Raw genomic sequence first — 19,919 nt, 5'->3', positions numbered from 1 at the left:
GCCGTCACCGCGTGCGAGAACCCGGCCGGCGGGGACAGCTCCCCCGGATTGATCCGCTCCAGACTCACCGCCCCACCACCCCGCCGCGCTGGGTGCTGGAGCGTTTGTTGTCCTGTTGGGGGGACGGGGGGTCGTCCGAGAGGGCGGACCACGTGCCCAGGGCGATGGCCGCCGTCAGGGCGACCGCGCCCGCCGAGAGGGCCAGCCGCCGCTTGCGGACCGCCTCCGCGCGGTGCCGGGCGGAGCCCGGGCGGTGGCCGCCCGCCGGGCGGGGGACGCGGGCCGTGCCCAGCGCGCCGCCCGCCAGCTCCTCCGGACCCGGCACCCGCATCGAGGTATGGGTGTCCCGGTTCGAGTCCGTCGCGGACCCCGGCACCAGCGGGACCACGCCCCGCCGCCGGACCGGGTCCGCGGCCGGCTCCTCCGACGGCTCCGGCTCCGCCTGCTCCGCGTCGTCCGGCTCGTCCACGTCCAGCGGCGGTATCCCCGCCAGCATCGGCAGCAGGTCCCGCAGCCGCACCGACAGCTCCGAGGCCCGCAGCCGCGAGGCCGGCGCCTTGGCCAGGCACTGCACGATCAGCTGCCACAGCTCCTCGGGGATCCCCGGCAGCGGGACCACCGTCTCGGTGACATGCCTCCGCAGCACCGCCCCGGGGTGGCCACCGCCGAAGGGGGTGAAGCCGGCCAGCAGCTCGTACAGGACGGTCGCCAGCGCGTAGATGTCCACCGCCGCCCGCGGGGGCAGCCCCTCCACGATCTCCGGCGCCAGATAGTCCGGCGTGCCGATGATCCGCGTGGTGGGGCCGGAGGACCGCCCGGCCGCCGCCCGCCGCGGCGAGTCGATCAGCTTGGCCACGCCGAAGTCGGTCAGCAGCGCCGGATGGGCGCCGCCCGGCCCCAGCGGGCCCTGCATGTCCAGCAGGACGTTCTCCGGCTTGACGTCGCGGTGGACCACCCCCGCCGCGTGCGCCGCGGCCAGCGCGTCGGCCACGTCCGCGACGATCGCCACGGCCGCCTCGGGGGCCAGCCTGCGCTCGCGGTCGAGCCGCGTGCGCAGGTCCGTACCGCGGACGAGGTCCATGACCAGGGCCAGGTCGTTGCCGTCCACGACCAGGTCGCGGACGGAGACCACATGCGGATGCTCCAGGCCGAGCAGCGCGCTGCGCTCCTGGACGAACCGTCCGACCAGTTCCTGGTCGGACGCCAGGTCCTCGCGCAGGAGTTTGACGGCGACGGGCCCGTCCGGCCCCTCGCCCAGCCACACCGTGCCCGCGCTGCCTCGTCCCAGGATCTGGTGCGCGGTGTACCGGCTGCCGATCTTCCGTGCCACGACTGCTCCCTCAGCGGCTGGCGTACGCACCAAAGCTACGCGGCCGACGGGGCCGCGGAGGCCAGCAGGGGGCCCGATTTCCGGCGACCTTCACTTCTCCGGGCGAAATCACGCCCCGGATGTCGACAAATCCACGAAGTCGGCGCTACGGGAGCCACCTCACGGGCTGGTCGAGCCCGCGCTGTCGCCCACCGAGCTGACCCAGTCCACGATGCCGGAGCCCCAGGACCACACCTGGTCCCACCAGCCCTTGCCGGTGCCGACCCACTCCTGGAGCGGGGTCAGCTCCCAGATCAGCCAGCCGCCCACGAAGAGCAGCAGGATCATCACCAGGCAGCCCTTGAGGCAGCCGAGGCCGGGGATCCGCACCGGGTTGGCGCTGCGGCGGCGCGGCTCGCGCGGTTCGCGGGGCTGCCGGGGGGCCGGCGGCTGCGGCGGAGCCTGCTGGGGCTGCTGCGGCGGGTGGTACTGCGGCTGCTGCTGCGGCGCGGCCTGCTGCTGGTACGGCTGGGGCTGGCGCTGCTGCTGCGGCTGGTAGTGCTGCGGCGGGGGCGGCGGCGGGGCGTACTGCTGCTGGGGCGGCTGCTGCGGCCGGTACGGGGGCTGCTGCGGCTGCTGGTACTGCTGCTGCGGGGGCTGCCGGTACTGCGGCGGCTGCTGCTGGGGCCGGTGCTGCGGCGGCGGGGGCGCCTGCCGCTGCGGGCGGCGGCGCAGCGGGTCGTCCTCGGGGTCGAGGTACTGGATCTGCGTCTGCTCGTTGCGGTCGCGGGCGGCCCGCATCTGCGACTGCCACGGGTGCGCCGCGTCGGGCTGCTGCACCGGCGGCATCAGCGAGGTCGGGTCGGCGCCGGGCCCGCCGGTGCTGGGCAGCACCGAGGTGGCGTCGGCTGCGCCCACGGGCGGCAGCACGCTGGTCATGGCGTTGGCGTCGTAGCCGCCGGCCGGGGAGCCGGCCCCGGCGGGCAGCACCTGCGTCGGGTCGGCGGCGCCGCCCGGCGTCTCGGGGACCGGGGCCGGGGAGGGGTCGGGCGCGAGCAGGGCGCCCACGCCGAGCGCCGCCTCGACCTCGACGGGGGTGGAGTGCACGCCGATACCGGCGGCGACCACGCGCAGGGCGCGGGCCAGGCTCTGCGCGCTGGGGCGCTCGTCCGGCTCCTTGCGCAGGCAGCGCTCGACGACCGTCCACAGCGGTTCGGGCATGGTCGAGGGGCGCTGCGGCTCCTCGCTGAGGTGGCGGTGGAGCACTTCGAGCGCGGTGCCGCCGGCGAAGGGGGGCCGGCCGGTGAGGAGTTCGTACAGCAGGATGCCGGCGCCGTAGATGTCGACGGCGGAGGTCTGCGGGCGGCCCTCGGCGGATTCGGGGGCGACGTAGGCGGGGGTGCCGACGAACTCGTGGGTGCGGGTCAGGCCCGGGGAGTCGGCGAGGCGGGCGATGCCGAAGTCGGTGAGCATCGGCTTCATCTGGCCGCCGCGCTCGTCGAGCAGCACGTTGGCCGGCTTGAGGTCGCGGTGCACGACGCCGTCGGCGTGGCTGGCGGCGAGCGCGTCCGCGATCTGGGCGGTCAGCAGGCTCGCGGCGACGGGCGTGAAGGGGCCGTTCTCGCGCAGGTAGCGGTGCAGGTCCGGGCCCTCGATCAGGTCCATGACCAGGGCGAGGAGGTCCCCCTCGACGACGAGGTCGCGGGTGCGCACGATGTTCGGGTGGGTCAGCCGCAGCAGGACCGAGCGCTCCCGCAGGAAGCGCATGACGATGTCCGGGTCCTGGGCCAGCTCCTCCTTGAGGACCTTGATGGCCAGGGTCTCGCCGGGCTGTCCCGCGACGGCCGCCTCGGCACCGGCGGCCTCCCTCTGGCGGGCACGCCAGACAGTGCCCGTGGCGCCGCGCCCGAGCGGCTCCTCGAGCAGGTATTTGCTGCCGACTGGCCGCACGTCTCGCGCTCCCCTGCTGTCGTCTGCTGTGTCGATCCGAATGACTGGTTTTTCCGGCCCACTCTAGGGGGTGTCCCTGGGGAAGACGCCGCCCTGCGGGGGTTGGTTGCCGCACATATGTACGGAGGGTGACGCTCGGGGGGTATGCCGGAGGCGTTTTTCCCCTTCTTTCCCCGGGCGGGGGTCGGTATTCGGCCGGGAGCTTGCCCGGCCCGCCCCCGATCAAGATCATTTATTGGCGGGCCCCGGGCGTGTTGTCCGCGACAGGTGCGAGGATGCACCCGTACGGACGGCACGGGACGGGAGCCCCGCCTTCCGGGCAGACCTGACCGGACGCGACGCGTCCGTGCCGGGCGGGGGGCGGTCGGGCGGGCATGCCGGGACACCTCGCGCCGGGCGTACGCACCGCGCACCGCGCCTCGCGCAGAAGGGACCGCTGACGGCGATGCAGATCCGGCTGACCGTCCTCGGGCCGCGCAGCGGCCACCAGAACACGGCCGCGCCCGCGAGCTGTGACGTACTCGTCACCGCGCCCGCCGGCACCCCGCTCGCCGCGGTCGCCTCGGGGCTCGCGGCGACCGTGGGCGGCCCCGACACCGGCGGCACGGTCGTGCTGTACGCGGGCTCCGAACGGCTCGACCTCCAGCGGCGGGTGCTGGGCGAGCCGCCGCTCGTGGACGGGGCCGTGCTGGCGCTCGGCGCGCCGCTGCCGGACGTCCTGCCCGAGGACGGCATGGGCGCGCCCCAGCTGCATGTCGTCGCCGGGCCGGACGCGGGCGGGGTGCACCTGCTGCACGGCGGGCAGATCACGGTGGGCCGCTCCTCGGGGGCCGACGTCCCGCTGGACGACCCCGATGTCTCGCGGCTGCACTGCGCGGTGACGGTCATCCACGACGGCCGGATCGCGGTGGCCGACCTCGACTCGACGAACGGCACCACCCTGGACGGCTCCCCGGTGGGACGCCAGCCGGTGGCTCTGCCGCCGGGCGCGCTGCTCCAGGTGGGCGAGTCCACCCTCCGCCTCTCCCCGCCGGGCCCGTCCCCCCTCCCGGTGACCCCGGACCTGGAGGGCCACCTCGCCCTTCCGTGCCCGGGGACCACGCCGGGCGCCCCCGGCCCGACCCCGGGCGGACCCGGAACCCCGGGCGTCCCCGCGCAGTCCTCACCGGGCGGGGCCGGACCGGCGGCGGGCTCCTTGGGCGCGGCGGCGGGTGCCTACGGATCTACCTCGGGCAGAGCCGACTCGGGCGCAGGCGCCCACAGCCAGGCGCCCGGCGCACCCGGATCGGCCTCGGGCGGTCCCGGCGCGGTCGCAGGCACCCATGGATCGCCCCTGGGTGGCCCGCGCGCGGCCACGGGCGGACCCGGATCAGCCCCGGGCGCCTTCGGCGCGGCGGCGGGCTCGCCCGGGTCGGCCACCGGCCGCCCCGGCGCGGGGGCGGGTGGCTCCGGGTCGGCAGCAGGTGCCTACGGATCTACCTCGGGCAGAGCCGACTCGGGCGCAGGCGCCCACGGCCAGGCCCCCGGCGCCCCCCGCGCGTCCACCGGCGGAGCCGGTTCGGCCTCGGGCGCCTTCGGCGCGGCCGCGGGCGATCCCGGCGCGGCCCGTGACGCTTTCGGCGCGGCTGCGGGTTCGCCCGGGTCGGCCACCGGCGGAGCCGGTTCGGCCCCAGGCGCCTTCGGCGCGGCAGCGGGTGGCTCCGGCTCGGCAGCGGGCACCTACGGATCGGCCTCGGGCGCCTTCGGCGCGGGAGCGGGCGCCCCCGGCGCGACCTCGGGCGGCCCCGGCGCGGCCACCGGCGGAGCCGGCTCGGCCACCGGCGCCTTCGGCGCGACCTCGGGCGGCTCCGGCTCAGCGGCGGGCGCCACCGGCCGGGAGCCCGCCCCCGCCGGGCGGCGGCGTGGGATCGGGGCCTGGGCGCGGAAGTGGGTGCGGGGGGAGGACATCGCCGAGGTGGTGCCGGAGGCCGTCGCCGTCGCCGCCGTGCCGCATCCCGACGACCCCGCCGCGCTGCTGCTGGCCGCCATGGGGCCCACCGGGCGCCTGTGGTCCCGTACCTCCGCCGCCGCGCCCGAGATCGGGCTCGGCACCGGGAGCCGGGTGTCCCTGGCCGCCGTCGGCGCCCTCGGCATCGCGGGGCCCCGGGCCCGGCTGGCCGGGGTGGCGCGCTGGGCCGTCGCGCAGCTGGCCGCGCTGCACGCGCCCGCGCAGCTGGAGATCGTGCTCGTCTGCGCCGACCGGGCCCGCCCGGCTGCCGACCGGCGGCGCGACTGGGGCTGGCTCGGCTGGCTGCCCCACGTACGCCCCGCGCACGGCCAGGACTGCCGGCTCCTGCTCGCCTACGACCGCGAGCAGGCCGCCGCCCGCACCGCCGAGCTGACCCGGCGCCTGGACGACGGCCCGCTCGGCGCGCACTGGGCCACCGCCGAGCCCGACCGGGTACGGGAGGCCGCCGCCGCGCACACCGGCCCGTACACGCTCCTCGTCCTCGACGGCGACCCCGGCACCGGCGCGCTCCGCGACCTCACCGGCCGCCTCGCCTCGCACGGCCCCGCCGCCGGGATCCACGTGCTCGCTCTCGCCGAGGCCCCGGCCGCGACGGCCGCCTCCCCGGTCACCGACGCCTACGAGACCGCCTGCGCGGCCCTGCCCGCCTTCCGCGACTGCGGCACCGTCGCCCTGCTCAGCGGGGACGTGGCCACGGCCGTACGGACCTACGCGGTCCAGGGCGGCCGGCCCGTGCCCACCGGGGGCCCCGCCGTCGCCGACGGGGTCTCCGCCGCCTGGGCCGAGCGCTTCGCCCGCGCCCTGGCCCCGCTGCGCACCACCGAGGGCGCCTCCGCCGGGCCCGGCCGGACCACCGCCGCCGCCCTGCCCGCCACCGCGCGGCTGCTGGACGAGCTGGGGCTGGCCCGCGCCACCCCCGCCTCCCTGATGGCCCGCTGGGCGGCCGCCACCGACCAGGGGCAGGGCCAGGGCGGCCTGGCGGAGATCGTGCTCGGCAGCGGCCGGCGCGGGCCCGTCGGCACGGAGCTGGTGCACGAGGGCCCGCACCTGGTCGTGGAGGGGCCCGCGGGGAGCGGACGTACGGAACTGCTGCGCTCGGTGGCCGCCTCGCTGTCCGCCGCCGCCCGCCCGGACCGGCTCGGGCTGCTCCTGCTCGACGGGGCGGGCGGCGAGCGCGGCGACGGGCTGCTGCCCTGCACCGAGCTGCCGCACGTCTCCGCGCACCTGGTCGCCTCCGACCCGCTGCGCATGCGGGAGTTCGCGCAGGCCCTGGGCGCGGAGCTCAAGCGGCGCGCCGAGCTGCTGGACGGGGTGCCCTTCGCGGAGTGGCACGCGCAGCGCGAGGTGTCCGGCCGCCTGGTGGCCCCCCGCAGACCCGCGCCCGGCGAGCACCGCGGCGAGCTCGACCCCGCCGCCTCCGGTACGCCGGGCCGGGCGGAGCCGGTGCGTACCGGCACCCTCCGGCTGCGCGCGGCCGCCACGCGGACGGAGGCGGCCGGGCCGAGCCCGCTGCCCCGCCTGGTGGTGCTGGTGGACGACCTCGACGCGCTGGTCGCGCCGGGCCTGGGCAGTACGGGACGGCCCGCCGCCGGCTCGGTGGTGCGGGCGCTGGAGGCGGTGGCCCGCGACGGCGCGCGGCTCGGTGTGCACCTGGTGGCGAGCACCGCCCGCCGCCCCGACCGCACGGCCGACTCCGGGCCGGCCCGCCTCGCCACGCTGCGGGTGGAGCTGGAGGCTCCCGACCAGCCGGGCCCGGGCCGCGGCACGCTGCGCTTCGCGGACGGCCGGACGGTGCCGTTCCAGGCGGGGCGGGTCACGGGCCGGATCCCGCGGACGGCGACCCTGAGGCCCACTGTGGTCCCGGTGGAGTGGGAGCGGATGGGCGACCCACCGGCGCGCCGCCCCGTACGCGAACTGGGCAACGGGCCGACCGACCTCGCGCTGCTGGCCAGCGCCCTGGACCGGGCCGCGCACCTGGTCTCGGCGGTGCCCGTGCTGTTCCCGCCCGCGCCCTGAACCGGCCGGGCGGCCCCCGGCAGGCGGTATTGCGGGGGCGCGCGGGTCGGCGTAGACCTTGTGGTCCGGGACACACCACGGGGCACACCACGGGCATCGGGGGCAGAGCCATGCGCGAGCGCGGAACGAGCCGTACGGGACTTCGATGGGCGGCGCTGGCCGCGACGGGCGCGCTCGCGCTCAGCGCGTGCGGCGGCGGCACGGAGAAGGACCCGGAGCCGCCGCGGGGCGGCACGGCCACGCCGACGGTGCGCTTACCCCAGCTGCCCGGCGAGAAGCTCCAGGTCGCGGCCGTGTGGACGGGCCCCGAGCAGGAGAACTTCACCAAGGTCCTCAAGGAGTTCGAGAAGCGGACGGGGGCCTCGGTCACCTTCGTCCCGGCCCAGGACCCGATCGTCACCTTCCTCGGCAGCAAGATCGCGGGCGGGGCCCCGCCGGACGTGGCGCTGCTGCCGCAGGTGGGCGCGCTGGTGTCGGCGGTGGGCAACAAGTGGGCGCAGCCGGTGGGCCCCGAGGCCATGGCGCAGCTCGAAGCGAACTACTCGCCGGGCTGGAAGGCGCTCGGCGCGGTGGACGGGACGCAGTACGGGGTCTACTACAAGGCCGCCAACAAGTCGCTGATCTGGTACAACGCGCGGGCCTTCGAGGCGGCGGGGGTGAAGCCGCCGGGGACCTGGAAGGAACTGATCGCGGCGGCCGACACCCTGTCTGCCTCCGGCACCCCGGCCGTCTCGGTCGCGGGCGCGGACGGCTGGACCCTCACCGACTGGTTCGAGAACGTCTACCTCTCGCAGGCGGGCCCGGAGAAGTACGACCAGCTGGCGAAGCACGAGATCCCGTGGACGGACGAGAGCGTCGGGCAGGCCCTGACCACGCTCGCGGAGCTCTTCGGCCGCAAGGACTTCCTGGCGGGCGGCAGCGCCGGGGCGCTGGCCACCGAGTTCCCGAAGTCGGTGACGCAGACCTTCACCGGCGGGGACCGGCCCGCGGCCGCGATGGTCTTCGAGGGGGACTTCGTCGCGGTGAACATCGCGCAGACCGAGGCGAAGGTGGGCGAGGACGCGCTCGTGTTCCCCTTCCCGGCGGTCGGCGGGAAGGCGCCGGTGGTCTCGGGCGGTGACGTGGCCGTCGCACTGAAACCGTCGAAGGGCGCGCAGGCCCTGCTGACCTTCCTGGCCTCGGCGGACGCGGCGGAGATCCAGGCCCGCGCGGGCGGTTTCCTGTCCCCGAACCGGGCGGTGGACCCGGCCGCCTATCCCAACGACATCCAGCGGGACATCGCCAAGGCGCTGATCGCGGCGGGCGACGACTTCCGCTTCGACATGTCGGACCAGGCCCCGGCGGCCTTTGGCGGCACCCCGGGCGCGGGCGAGTGGAAGGCCCTCCAGGACTTCCTGGCGAACCCGTCGGACGTGGCGGGGACGCAGGCGAAACTGGAGGCGGAAGCGGCCAAGGCGTACAAGGGCTGATCCGGTGGAGTCCCGTGCCCGTGCCGCACACACCGTCACGGCGGAGGCGCGGCGCCGCCGGCTGGTCGCGGCGGCGTTCCTCCTGCCGGCCCTGGTCCTGCTCGGCGCGCTCGTCGTGCACCCGATCGGCTACTCCCTCTACCGCAGCCTCTTCGACCGGTCCGGCTCGGCGTTCGTCGGCGCCGCCAACTACCGGGAGATCCTGGGCAACGACGCGATCCGCGCGGCGCTCAGGAACACGGCGGTGTGGGTGGTGCTCGCGCCCGTGACCGCCACCGCCCTCGGGCTGGTCTTCGCGGTGCTCACCGAACGGGTGCGCTGGGGAACGGCGTTCAAGCTGCTGGTGTTCATGCCGATGGCCATCTCGATGCTGGCGGCGGGCATCATCTTCCGGCTGGTCTACGACCACGATCCGGATCGTGGTGTCGCGAACGCGGTCTGGGTCGGGGTCCACGACACCTTCGCGCAGTCCTCGGCCTTCCCCAAGGCCCGCCCCGGCCGGGACTCGCCGCTGGCCGACGCGGGCGGGGGCGCCTTCGCCACCCGTGAGCCCGTCCGCGCGGGCAGCGCGGTGCTGCTGCCGCTGGTGGGCGTGGCCCCGGAGGCGCTGCCCGAGGGGACCCGGACGGCGGGCCGCGCGGAGCCCGTACCGGGGAAGGTCACCGGCACCGTCTGGCAGGACTTCACGCGGGGCGGGGGCGGCACGGTGAACGTGGTCGACCCGACCGAGCGGGGCCTGGCGGGGATCCGCGTCGAGGCGGTCCGGGACGGGCGGGTGGTGGAGACGGCGACGGCCCGCGCCGACGGCACGTTCACCCTGTCCGGGAAGGCCGACGGGGCGGTGCTGCGGCTGCCCGCGGCGAACTTCCGGGAGGCGTACGGAGGGGTGGAGTGGCTGGGCCCGTCGCTGGTGACGCCGGCGGTGATCGGGGCGTACGTATGGATGTGGGCCGGGTTCGCGATGGTGCTGATCGCGGCGGGGCTGGCGGCCGTACCGCGTGAGCTGCTGGAGGCGGCGCGGGTGGACGGGGCGAGCGAGTGGCAGGTGTTCCGGCGGATCACCGTGCCGCTGCTGGCGCCGGTGCTGGCGGTCGTGTTCGTCACCCTCGTCATCAACGTCATGAAGATCTTCGACCTGGTCTTCGTGATCGCGCCGGGCGCGGTGCAGGACGACGCGAACGTGCTGGCGCTCCAGCTGTACCGGACCTCCTTCGGCACGGATGCCGACCCGGGGCTGGGCAGTGCCATCGCGGTGCTGCTGCTGGTGCTGGTGGTGCCGGTGATGCTCGTGAATATCCGGCGGCTGCGGAAGGAGAGGTCCCGATGAGCGGTACGGACGCGATACGGGGCCGCGCGGCGGGCGGGCGTACGGAGGCCGGCGCGGGAGGGCTTGTGACAGCGGGCGCGGCCCCGCGTCCCCCACGCCGCCCCGCCCGGCGGGCGGCGGGCTTCCTGGCCTCGGGGGCGGTGCGGGTCTTCCTGATGCTGGCCGGGCTGTTCTGGCTGCTGCCCACCCTCGGGCTGCTGATCTCCTCCCTGCTCTCCCCCGACAACCTCAACCGGGGCGGCTGGTGGCAGGTGCTGACCGCGCCCTCGCGGCTGACCGCCGACAACTACCAGCGGCTGCTGGCCAACGACACGATCACCGGCTCCCTCCTCAACACCGTCGCGATCGCCGTCCCCGCCACCCTGCTGGTGCTGCTCCTCGGGTCGCTCGCGGGATACGCCTTCGCGTGGCTGGAGTTCCCCGGCCGGGACTGGCTCTTCCTGGTCGTCGTGGGGCTGCTCGTGGTCCCCGTACAGGTGGCGCTGATCCCGGTCTCCGAACTCTTCGGCTCCGTGGGGCTGTTCGAGACCACGGCCGGGGTGGTCCTCTTCCACACGGCCTTCGGGCTGCCCTTCGCCGTGTTCCTGCTGCGGAACTTCTTCGCGGAGATCCCGCGCGAACTCCTGGAGGCGGCCCGGCTCGACGGGGCGGGCGAACTGCGGCTGTTCGCCCGGGTGGTGCTGCCGCTCGGCGGCCCGGCGATCGCCTCGCTGGGCATCTTCCAGTTCCTGTGGGTGTGGAACGACATGCTGGTGGCACTGGTCTTCGCCGACTCCACGCATCCACCGGTGACGGTCGCCCTCCAGCAGCAGGTCCGCCAGTTCGGGAACAACATCGACGTACTGGCGCCCGGCGCCTTCCTGTCGATGGTGGTCCCCCTGGTGGTCTTCTTCGCCTTCCAGCGGCAGTTCGTCTCCGGGGTGATGGCGGGCGCGGTCAAGTAACGCCCCCCGGGGACACTCCCGCCCGGAGGCCGTCAGGCCGAGGCGGAAGGGGTGCGGAGGCCCGCGACCACGGCTTGGGCCAGGGTGTCCAGGTGGGTGGGGTGGATGTCGTCGCGGACGACGACCTGGCGCCAGTACAGCGGGCCGATGGCCAGGTCCAGGGCGCGGGACGGGTCCGTGTCCGGGGGGATTTCGCCGCGGGCGGCGGCGGCCGAGACGATGACCTGGGCCATGCGGAGCTGGCCCTCCAGGAGGGCGCCGCGGACGGCGTCCGCGATCTCCGGGTTGCGGGCCGCCTCGACCAGGAGGTCGGGGATGACCGCCGAGGCCACCGGGTGGCGCAGGACGTGGGACAGGACCTCCAGCAGGGCGCGTACGTCGCCGTACAGGGAGCCCGTCGCCGGGACCGGGAGGCCGTCCACCGCGAAGGCGCCGATCAGGTCGAGGACCAGGTGCAGCTTGGACTTCCAGCGGCGGTAGACCGCCGTCTTGCCGACGCCCGCCCGGCGCGCGATGCCCTCGATGGACATCCGGGCGAAGCCCACCGCGGCCAGTTCCGCCAGCACCGCGTCGCGGATCGCCTCCGTCACGTCCTCGCGCAGGACGGCGGCCCCGGCGGGGGCGCGGCGGGCGGGGGCGGACGGGGCGGCGGCTGGGTCGGTGGTCATGCACAGAGCATAGCCGCGCCCCGTCACGACGAAACGGTTGCGTTCCGACGCCCCGAGCCTTAGCCTCGCCGTAGCGACGATACGGTTCCGTCCCGTCGCTGAATCCTGCCCCGACCCCGTCGAAGGCGACCGAACCCTGTGACCACCGCGACCGCATCCCAGACCACCGCGCCCGCCGACTCCGCGGAACGCGCCCGGCTGGCCGCCGCCCACGGCCTCACCCTCAGCGGCGCCCGCCCCACGCTCCCCCGCTACGTCGCGGAGCTCTGGGCCCGCCGCCACTTCGTCGCCGCCTACGCGACCGCCCGTATGCAGGCCACGTACAGCACGGCCCGGCTCGGCCAGGTCTGGCACCTGGCGACACCGCTGCTCAACGCGGCCGTCTACTACTTCATCTTCGGCATCGTCCTCAAGGCCAGCCGCGACGTCCCCGACTACGTCCCCTTCCTGATCACCGGCATCTTCGTCTGGGACTTCATCAGCAGCTCCGTCAACGCCGGCACCCGCGCCGTCCACAGCAACCTCGGCCTGGTCCGCGCCCTGCACTTCCCCCGCGCGAGCCTGCCGCTCTCCACCGTGATGCAGCTCTTCCAGCAGCTGCTCGTCAGCATGGCCGCCCTCGTCGTCCTGCTGCTGGCCTTCGGCCAGACCCCCGGCCCCGCCTGGCTGCTGGCGCTGCCCGCCCTGCTGCTGATGGCCGTCTTCGCCGCCGGCTGCGCCATGGTCATGGCCCGCGTCGGCAGCAGGAACCCGGACGTCAGCCAGCTGATGCCGTTCGTGCTGCGGACGTGGATGTACACCTCGGGCGTGATGTGGTCCATCGACCAGGTGCTCAAGACGGACCACCTGCCGCACTGGGTGCTGCTCGCCCTCAAGGTCAACCCGGCCGCCGTCTACATCGACCTGATGCGCTTCGCGCTGATCGACAGCTTCCCCGCGCACGCCCTGCCCCACCACGCATGGCTCATCGCCCTCGGCTGGGCGCTGCTGGCGGGCGTCGGCGGGTTCGTCTACTTCTGGAAGGCCGAGGAGGCGTACGGCCGTGGCTGACACCGCGACACGGACAGAGACCCGGATCCCCACCGTCATCGCGGACGAGGTCCACGTGGTCTACAAGGTCCACGGCGGCGCCCGCAAGGGCGGCGCCACGGCGGCCCTCAGCCGCCTCTTCTCCCGGGGCGAGGCGCCCGGCGTCACCGAGGTGCACGCCGTGCGCGGCGTCAGCTTCACCGCGTACAAGGGCGAGGCCATCGGCCTGATCGGCTCCAACGGCTCGGGCAAGTCCACCCTGCTCAAGGCCATCGCCGGCCTCCAGCCGGTGGCGCGCGGCGCGGTCTACTCGCACGGCCAGCCGTCCCTGCTGGGCGTGAACGCCGCCCTGATGAACGACCTGACCGGCGAGCGGAACGTCATCCTCGGCGGCCTCGCGATGGGCATGAGCCGCCAGCAGGTCCAGGAGCGCTACCGCGCCATCGTCGACTTCTCCGGCATCAACGAGAAGGGCGACTTCATCTCCCTGCCCATGCGGACGTACTCCTCGGGCATGGGCGCCCGCCTGCGGTTCTCCATCGCCGCCGCCAAGGACCACGACGTCCTGATGATCGACGAGGCCCTGGCCACCGGCGACGCGGCCTTCCAGCGGCGCAGCCAGGCCCGCATCGAGGAACTGCGCGCCCGCGCCGGCACCGTCTTCCTCGTCAGCCACGCCATCAACACGGTCCGCGAGACCTGCGACCGCGCGATCTGGCTGGAATCGGGCGTCCTCCGCATGGACGGCCCGGCGGAAGAGGTCTGCCGCGCCTACGAAGCCTGGACCACCTCCAGCCCCGCCGGCGTTTGAGACGCGGGGGCGCCCCATCCAGCCCCGCCAAAACCTGAGGCGCAGGGCCCCCATCCAGCCCCGCCGGCGTTTGAGGCGCGGGGGCCCGGGGGCAGCGCCCCCGCAACGGCGCCGCACCGACACAACGGGCCGGGCCCGGAACCCCAAGGGGGTCCCGGGCCCGGCCCGTTCACATCACCACCGCTTCCGATCAGCTGTGCGTGCGCAGCAACGACCGCATCGTCCGCATCGCCACCGAAAGATTCGCCAGGTCGAAGTCGTCCGACCCCCGGATCTCCTCCAGCGTCGTCCGCGCCCGCCCGATGATCGCCGCGTTCTTCTCCTCCCACGCCGTGAAGCGCTCCTCGGGAGTCGAACCGCCGTCGCCCACCGACAGCACGTCCGCCGTCAGCGCGGCATGCGCCGCGAACAGGTCCTCGCGGATCGACGCACGGGCCATCGACTGCCAGCGGTCGGAGCGCGGCAGCTCGATGATCCGGTCCATCAGCTGCGTGATGTCCAGCCGGTCGGCGAGGTCGTAGTACACCTCGGCCACACCCAGCGGGTCCACGCCCGTCCGGTCCGCGATCGCGACGATGTCCAGCGTCGGGAAGGCCGAGGAGAATCCGGCGACCTTCGCCGCCAGCTCCTCCGGCACGCCCTCACCGGTCAGCTCGTCCATGACCCGCTGGTACCAGTCCAGGTCCGCGCCCCGCACCAGCTTCGGCAGCTCCGCCCACACCTGGGCCACCCGCTCTCCGAAGAAGGCGATGGTCTCGGTGATCTGGAGCGGCTGCGGCCGGTTGTTCAGCAGCCAGCGCGTACCGCGCTCGACCAGCCGCCGCGAGTGCAGCCGCACCCGGGTCTGGACGTCGGCGGCCACCTTGTTGTCCAGCGCCTCCACCGCGTCCCACACATCGGCCAGGCCGAAGATCTCGCGGGCCGCGAGCTGCGCCCGCACGATCTCCTCGGTGGAGGCCCCGGTCTCCTCCCGCAGGCGGTGCAGGAAGGTCGAACCACCGGTGTTGACGGTGTCGTTGACCAGGATGGTGGTGATGATCTCGCGGCGCAGCGCGTGCGCGTCGATCTGCTCGGCGAACCTGTCGCCGAGGGCCGCCGGGAAGTACGCGAACAGCAGGCGCCGCAGGTACGGGTCGTCCGGCAGCCCGGTGACGATCAGCTCGTCGGCCGTCGTGATCTTCGTGTAGGCGAAGAGCACGGCCAGCTCCGGCTGGGTCAGCCCCTTGCCGTTGTTGAGCAGTTCGCGGATCTGCCGGTCGGTGGGCAGGAACTCCAGCTCGCGGTTGAGCAGTCCGGCGCCCTCCAGGCGGCGCATGAAGCGCTGCTGGGCGTGGAGCAGGCTGGGCGCCTGCGCCGCGCCGTTGGCCAGCGCGGTGTTCTGCGCGTAGTTGTTGCGCAGCACCAGGTGGCCGACCTCGTCGGTCATCTGCGCGAGCAGCGTGTTGCGCTGCTTGACGGTCATGTCCCCGTCCGCGACGACCGCGTTGAGCAGGATCTTGATGTTCACCTCGTGGTCGGAGGTGTCCACGCCCGCGCTGTTGTCGATGGCGTCGGTGTTGACCTTGCCGCCGTCGCCGCCCGCACCGCTGCGCGCGAACTCGATGCGGCCCAGCTGGGTCAGGCCCAGGTTGCCGCCCTCGCCGATGACGCGGGCGCGCACCTCGGAGCCGTTGACGCGGATGGCGTCGTTGGCCTTGTCGCCGACGTCGGCGTGGGTCTCGGCCGTCGCCTTGACGTACGTACCGATGCCGCCGTTCCACACCAGGTCGACGGGGGCCTTGAGGATGGCCTGCATCAGGTCGGCGGGGGTCATCTTGGTGATGCCCGCGTCGATGCCCAGGGCCTCGCGGATCTGCGCGTTGACCGGGACGGACTTCGCCGAGCGCGGGTGGATGCCGCCGCCCGCCGAGATCAGCGCGGTGTCGTAGTCCGCCCACGAGGAGCGCGGCAGCTCGAACAGGCGCCGGCGCTCGGCGTACGAGGTGGCCGCGTCCGGGGCCGGGTCGATGAAGATGTGCCGGTGGTCGAAGGCGGCGACCAGGCGGATGTGCTCCGAGAGCAGCATGCCGTTGCCGAAGACGTCACCGGACATGTCACCGACGCCGACGACGGTGAAGTCCTCGGTCTGGGTGTCGTGGCCCAGCTCGCGGAAGTGCCGCTTCACGGACTCCCACGCGCCGCGGGCGGTGATGCCCATGCCCTTGTGGTCGTAGCCCGCCGAGCCGCCGGAGGCGAAGGCGTCGCCGAGCCAGAAGCCGTAGGACTCCGCCACGCCGTTGGCGATGTCGGAGAAGGTCGCGGTGCCCTTGTCGGCGGCGACGACGAGGTAGGTGTCGTCCTCGTCGTGGCGGACCACGGCGCGCGGCGGCACGACCTCGCCCGCCACCATGTTGTCGGTGATGTCGAGCAGCGCCGAGATGAAGATCTTGTAGGAGGCGATGCCCTCCGCCATCCAGGCGTCGCGGTCCACCGACGGGTCCGGCAGGTTCTTGGCGACGAAGCCGCCCTTGGCGCCGACCGGCACGATGACGGTGTTCTTGACCATCTGCGCCTTGACCAGGCCCAGGATCTCCGTACGGAAGTCCTCGCGGCGGTCGGACCAGCGCAGGCCGCCTCGCGCGACCTTGCCGAAGCGCAGGTGCACGCCCTCGACGCGCGGGGAGTACACCCAGATCTCGAAGGCCGGGCGCGGGGCCGGCAGGTCCGGGATGGCCTGCGGGTCGAACTTCATCGACACGTAGGCGTGCTGCTGGCCCTGCGAGTCCAGCTGGAAGAAGTTGGTGCGCAGGGTGGCCTTGATGAGGGTGAGGAAGGAGCGCAGGATGCGGTCCTCGTCGAGCGAGGCGACCTGGTCCAGGGCCCCGTCCAGCTCCTCCAGCATGGCGTCCACGAGCTCGCTGCCGGCGGCCTGGCGGCTCGGCGACATGCGGGCCTCGAAGAGGGAGACCAGCAGGCGGGTGGTGTGGACGTTGTTGCGGAGGGTGTCCTCCATGTAGTCCTGGCTGAAGGTGGAGCCGGCCTGGCGCATGTACTTGGCGTACGCGCGCAGGACGACGGCCTGCCGCCAGGTCAGTCCGGCGCCCAGCACCAGGGCGTTGAAGTTGTCGTTCTCGGCCTCGCCCTGCCAGACGGCGGCGAAGGCGTCCTGGAAGCGCTCGCGGGCGTCGTCACCGAGGTAGGTGTCGGAGCTGCCGGCGGGTACGGGCATCCGCAGACCGAAGTCGTAGATCCACGCGCTGACCCGGTCCGAGCGGCGCAGCTCGTAGGGGCGCTCGTCGGTGACCTCGACGCCGAGGCGCTGGAGGACGGGCAGGACCGCGGAGAGCGAGACCTGCTCACCGGTACGGAAGATCTTGAAGCGGCGCTCACCGGGGGCGGCGCCCACCGGCTCGTACAGCGACAGCGCGAACTTGCGGTCGCTGGCGGCCAGCCGCTCCAGGTGGATCAGGTCCGCGACGGCGGCGCGCGGCGAGTGGTCGGCCTTGTAGCCCTCGGCGAAGGAGGTGCCGTAGCGGCGCAGCAGCTCGGCGGCGCGCTCCTCGCCGCACTCGGCGATCAGCGCCTCCTGGAAGCCGTCGGCCCAGGAGCGCGCGGCCTCGACCAGGCGGCCCTCGATGCGCTCGACGTCGCTGTCCGTCAGGCGGTGCAGCTCGGTGCCCTGGGGCACGCGGACGACGAAGTGGATGCGGGAGAGGATCGACTCCGTGTTCCAGGCGGTGAAGTCGACGCTGATGCCGCCCAGTTCCTCGCGCAGGATGTCCATCAGGCGCAGGCGCACGCCGGTGGTGAACCGGTCGCGCGGCAGGTAGACGAGCGCCGAGTAGTAGCGCCCGTACTCGTCCTGGCGCAGGTAGAGCCGCAGGCGGCGACGTTCCTGCAGGTAGAGCACGGAGGTGACGATGGCCTGGAGCTGGTCGACCGGGGTCTGGAACAGCTCGTCGCGCGGGTAGGTCTCCAGGATCTGGAGCAGGTCGCGGCCGTCGTGGCTGCTCGGCGCGAAGCCGGCGCCGTCGAGGACCTCGGTGACCTTGCGGCGGATGACGGGGACCCGGCGCACCGACTCGGTGTAGGCGGCGGAGGAGAACAGGCCGAGGAAGCGGCGCTCGCCGACGACGTTGCCGTCGGCGTCGAACTTCTTCACGCCCACGTAGTCGAGGTACGAGGGGCGGTGCACGGTGGAGCGGCTGTTGGCCTTGGTCAGCACCAGCAGGCGGTGCTCGCGGGCCTTGGCGCGGGCGTCGGCCGGCAGCCGGTTGAAGGAGGGCGAGACCGGGTGGCCGTCGTCCTTGCCGCTGTGGTGCGGGTCGGAGCGCAGGATGCCGAGGCCGGTGCCGGGCACGGCGGACAGCGAGTCGCCGTCTACGAGGTTGTACTCGCGGTAGCCGAGGAAGGTGAAGGCGTCGTCGGCGAGCCAGCGCAGCAGCTCGCGGGCCTCTTCCAGCTCGTACTCGCGCAGGTCCGGGGCGGTGGGCTCCTCGGGCAGGGCGTCGGCGATGCGCAGCGCGGCGTCGCGCATCTTCTCCCAGTCCTCGACGGACTCGCGGACGTCGGACAGGACGCGCTGGAGGTCGACGGTGATCTGCTTGAGGTCGGCCTTGTCGGTCTCGCGGTCGATCTCGACGTGGATCCAGGACTCGACGAGGGAGTCGTGGGGGCGCGCGGTGGCGGGGCCGTGCGCGTCGCAGTCGGGGCCCAGGATCTCGATCAGCTTGCCGGTGATGTCACGGCGGACGACGACCTGCGGGTGGATCACGACGTGGATGCCGCGGCCCTGGCGGGACAGCTCGTTGGTCACGGAGTCCACGAGGAAGGGCATGTCGTCGGTGACGACCTCGACGACGGAGTGGCTGGAGGTCCAGCCGTTCTCCTCCACCGTGGGCGTGTGCACGCGCACGTTCGCGGTGCCCTGCGGCCGCTTCTCGGCCAGCCGGTAGTGCGACAGCGCGGCTCCGAACACGTCGACCGGGTCCCGGTCCGTCAGGTCCTCGGGTGCCGTGTGCAGGTAGTAGCGCTGGAGATAGGAGAGCAGCGTGTCCTGGTCGGGACGCTCTCCCTGCTCGGACCCAGTCGGAAGTAGCCCCCCGGCCGGGCTGTGCTCAGCTACCCGGGCCGCCCGTGCGAGCAGCTCGGCCTTTGCTTCGTCCAGCTTGGTCTGCATGTCCTCTGGCTCCTGTCGCGCGCCATTGCGTGACGTAGGTGAAGGAAGGAATGGCATAGCTCCGCGAGGCGGGGTGTCCGTCCGGGATCGACGCTATGCCGTCGAGAAGGCCGACCGGAACAGAACGAGCCAAGATCGGCTGGGGGTCCCGGTGGCGGAGATCAGCGCAGGCTGCCCGGGCACTGTCGTGCGCCGGGCGCAGGCCGGAGGCTCCAGTGCCCCCGAGGCGTATCGCGCTGATCACGGGTACAAGGCTATCCCGACCTACCCCCAAGTCGTCATTCGCTGCATCTGTACAAATCTTGGGGTGGAACTTTGACACTCTGGCCAGCGACGTGACCGGCGGTCCATGCAGCCCCCCGCGCATCACCCGTCACATCGCCGTCCCGTCGCTATCCGGCCAGCTCGCGAGCAGTCAGGACGGCCTCCGCCAGGGTGTCCACGACGGGCACCCCGGCCGATTCCAGACTGCGGCGGCTGTGCGAACCGCCCGTGTAGAGCACCGCGCGGGCGCCGACGTGCGCGGCGGCGAGCGCGTCGTCCACGGCGTCTCCGATGAGGACCGTACGGCTCGCGGTCACACCCGTCCCGTCCAGGGCCGCCAGGTGGCGTACGAGATGCACCGCCTTGGAGGTGTGCGAGGGGCCGGTGCGCCCGTCGACGCGCAGGAAATGCCCGTGGATGCCGTGCGAGCGCACCAGCGGGACGAGCTTGTCGTGGGGCGCGAGGGACAGCAGGGACTGGGTGAGCCCGTCGCGCTCCCAGGCCACGAGCAGGTCCCGGGCGCCCTCGGCGAGCCCGGCGCCGTCGGCGGCGGCCCAGTAGTGCCGGTGGAAGGTCTCGTCCATGAGCAGCCACTCCTCCTCGGTGGGCAGCCGGCCCATGAGGCGCTCGTAGAACTTCGGCACCGGTACGACATACAGCTCGCGGTAGGTCTCCAGGGTGATCGGCGCGAAGCCGAGCTCGGCGAAGGAGGCGTTCGTCGCGGCCATGACGGCGTCGATGTCGTGGAGGAGGGTGCCGTTCCAGTCCCAGACGATATGGCTGCCGCGTATCACTTCAGCAGCCCCGGGATCTCCTGGACGCCGAACCACAGCAGCTCGTGGTCCTCGGCGCCGTCGACGGCGGAGCGGGCGCCCGCGTCCCCCGCCTCGGAGATCGGGAGAGCGGCGTGTAGGGAAAGAGGGGAGTGATTCCTGTGGAGTTGTCGGGGGTGGCCGGAGGGTTAAA

General features: G+C 73.9%; 11 protein-coding genes. 6 read left to right on the top strand and 5 right to left on the bottom strand.

Annotation, left to right across the window (positions count from 1 at the left end):
* Positions 1-64 precede the first annotated feature (64 nt).
* Together ABZ873_RS30800 and ABZ873_RS30795 are read right to left on the bottom strand one after the other, a co-directional pair.
* A complete protein-coding gene (locus tag ABZ873_RS30800; protein ID WP_360878953.1) occupies positions 65-1,330 on the bottom strand; it encodes a serine/threonine-protein kinase in 1,266 nt (421 codons plus the stop codon).
* Between the two features lie 159 nt (positions 1,331-1,489).
* A complete protein-coding gene (locus tag ABZ873_RS30795; RefSeq protein ID WP_360878950.1) occupies positions 1,490-3,259 on the bottom strand; it encodes a protein kinase in 1,770 nt (589 codons plus the stop codon).
* Between the two features lie 445 nt (positions 3,260-3,704).
* On the opposite strand from ABZ873_RS30795, the gene ABZ873_RS30790 reads away from it, so the two are divergent.
* From ABZ873_RS30790 to ABZ873_RS30775, 4 genes are all read left to right on the top strand, one after another.
* A complete protein-coding gene (locus ABZ873_RS30790) occupies positions 3,705-7,283 on the top strand; it encodes an FHA domain-containing protein (RefSeq protein ID WP_360878947.1) in 3,579 nt (1,192 codons plus the stop codon).
* 110 nt (positions 7,284-7,393) lie between these two features.
* On the top strand, positions 7,394-8,752 hold the full coding sequence (locus tag ABZ873_RS30785; RefSeq protein WP_360878944.1) for an ABC transporter substrate-binding protein: 1,359 nt from the start codon (positions 7,394-7,396) through the stop codon (positions 8,750-8,752).
* A gap of 4 nt (positions 8,753-8,756) precedes the next feature.
* A complete protein-coding gene (locus tag ABZ873_RS30780; protein ID WP_360878941.1) occupies positions 8,757-10,079 on the top strand; it encodes a sugar ABC transporter permease in 1,323 nt (440 codons plus the stop codon).
* Positions 10,076-11,023 (top strand): carbohydrate ABC transporter permease, encoded by a 948-nt coding sequence (locus tag ABZ873_RS30775; protein WP_360878938.1) that lies wholly within the window; start codon positions 10,076-10,078, stop codon positions 11,021-11,023. Before ABZ873_RS30780 ends, ABZ873_RS30775 begins: the two co-directional genes overlap by 4 nt.
* Positions 11,024-11,055: 32 nt before the next feature.
* On the opposite strand, the gene ABZ873_RS30770 is transcribed toward ABZ873_RS30775, so the two are convergent.
* On the bottom strand, positions 11,056-11,691 hold the full coding sequence (locus ABZ873_RS30770) for a TetR/AcrR family transcriptional regulator (protein WP_360878936.1): 636 nt from the start codon (positions 11,689-11,691) through the stop codon (positions 11,056-11,058).
* 138 nt (positions 11,692-11,829) lie between these two features.
* Between ABZ873_RS30770 and ABZ873_RS30765 the strand changes: the two genes are divergently transcribed.
* Together ABZ873_RS30765 and ABZ873_RS30760 are read left to right on the top strand one after the other, a co-directional pair.
* The gene (locus ABZ873_RS30765) at positions 11,830-12,741 is read left to right on the top strand and encodes an ABC transporter permease (RefSeq protein WP_360878933.1); all 912 of its coding nucleotides are present in this window, start codon (positions 11,830-11,832) and stop codon (positions 12,739-12,741) included.
* Positions 12,734-13,531: an ABC transporter ATP-binding protein gene (locus ABZ873_RS30760; protein WP_360878931.1), complete on the top strand. Its 798-nt coding sequence runs from the start codon at positions 12,734-12,736 to the stop codon at positions 13,529-13,531. The genes ABZ873_RS30765 and ABZ873_RS30760 overlap by 8 nt, the downstream gene beginning before the upstream one ends.
* A gap of 190 nt (positions 13,532-13,721) precedes the next feature.
* Here ABZ873_RS30760 and ABZ873_RS30755 read toward each other — a convergent pair whose 3' ends face one another.
* Both ABZ873_RS30755 and ABZ873_RS30750 read right to left on the bottom strand, forming a co-directional pair.
* Positions 13,722-18,689, bottom strand: coding sequence for an NAD-glutamate dehydrogenase (locus ABZ873_RS30755; protein WP_360878928.1), 4,968 nt, complete (start codon positions 18,687-18,689; stop codon positions 13,722-13,724).
* Between the two features lie 392 nt (positions 18,690-19,081).
* The gene (locus ABZ873_RS30750; protein WP_360878925.1) at positions 19,082-19,747 is read right to left on the bottom strand and encodes an HAD family hydrolase; all 666 of its coding nucleotides are present in this window, start codon (positions 19,745-19,747) and stop codon (positions 19,082-19,084) included.
* Positions 19,748-19,919 lie beyond the last annotated feature (172 nt).

The organism is Streptomyces sp. NPDC047014 (assembly GCF_040644195.1).
GTDB lineage: Bacteria > Actinomycetota > Actinomycetes > Streptomycetales > Streptomycetaceae > Streptomyces.
Note: the sequence above shows the minus strand (reverse complement) of the source record. Positions and strands in the feature narration are given on the sequence as shown.